At 59.8% G+C, this 819-nt stretch carries 1 protein-coding gene and 1 pseudogene; both read right to left on the bottom strand.

All coding sequences use genetic code 11. The annotated features are described in order from the left end of the window. The coding region (locus tag J0I64_RS21500; protein ID WP_291412146.1) for a carbohydrate ABC transporter permease at nucleotides 1-454 on the bottom strand (454 nt) is incomplete at its 3' end. A gap of 95 nt (nucleotides 455-549) precedes the next feature. Next, nucleotides 550-819, bottom strand: a pseudogene (locus tag J0I64_RS21495) (carbohydrate ABC transporter substrate-binding protein); the annotation flags it as partial.

Here is an 819-nt window from a genome sequence, read left to right as displayed (position 1 = left end):
GACCCAGGGTCGGGTTCATGATCCACTGCCAGACAAGGCCGGTGACGATGAACGACAGCGCGAAGGGATAGAGCATGATCGTGCGGAACGCACTTTCAAAGCGGATCTTCTGGTCGATCAACACCGCCAGGAGGAAACCGATCACCAGTGTGAACACCAGCGACATGGATCCATAGGCGACCAGGTTCCACACCGAAACATTCCAGCGGGACGTGGCAAACAGGCGCTCATACTGGTCGAAACCGACGAACTTGCCGGTCGGCAGGAGCTTTGAGTTGGTGAAGGAGTAGTAGATCGTCCAGATGGTACAACCCACGAAGACAACCAGGACCGTGATCACCATCGGCAGAGCCGCGATTTTCGCGGGCAGGTTGTGCAGCAGGATTCTGTTCAGCAGGCCGGGCCGATTGGCTGTTTCGGCGCCCGCCTCCAGGGGAACGGCAGTGTCCGCCATGTATCTCTCCAAGAGGACGTGGCCGACCTTGCCGAACAAGGCCGACCACTCGTTTTCAATGGCGGGGGCGAACCCCCGCCAAGCTTGACCTGGGCTTAGTCAGCCGCTTCGAGGATCGAGGCATAGCGCTCGATGTAGTCGTCGACGGTGATGTTGTCGTCGGCGAGGAACTCGGTGTTGAGGTCCTGGAACTGCTGCTGGGTGTCGCTGGAGAGAGCGAAGTCACCGGAGGGCAGCAGGCCGTTCTTGAGCAGGCCAAGGGCCTTCTGCATACAGGCGTTGGCACCCGACAGGTCGATGTCGGTACGGATCGGCATCGAGCCCTTCTTCAGGTTGAAGGCGAGCTGGGCTTCCGGCGAGATGAT

Origin of the sequence: Devosia sp., from assembly GCF_017307565.1 — a bacterium.
GTDB lineage: Bacteria > Pseudomonadota > Alphaproteobacteria > Rhizobiales > Devosiaceae > Devosia.
Note: the sequence above shows the minus strand (reverse complement) of the source record. Positions and strands in the feature narration are given on the sequence as shown.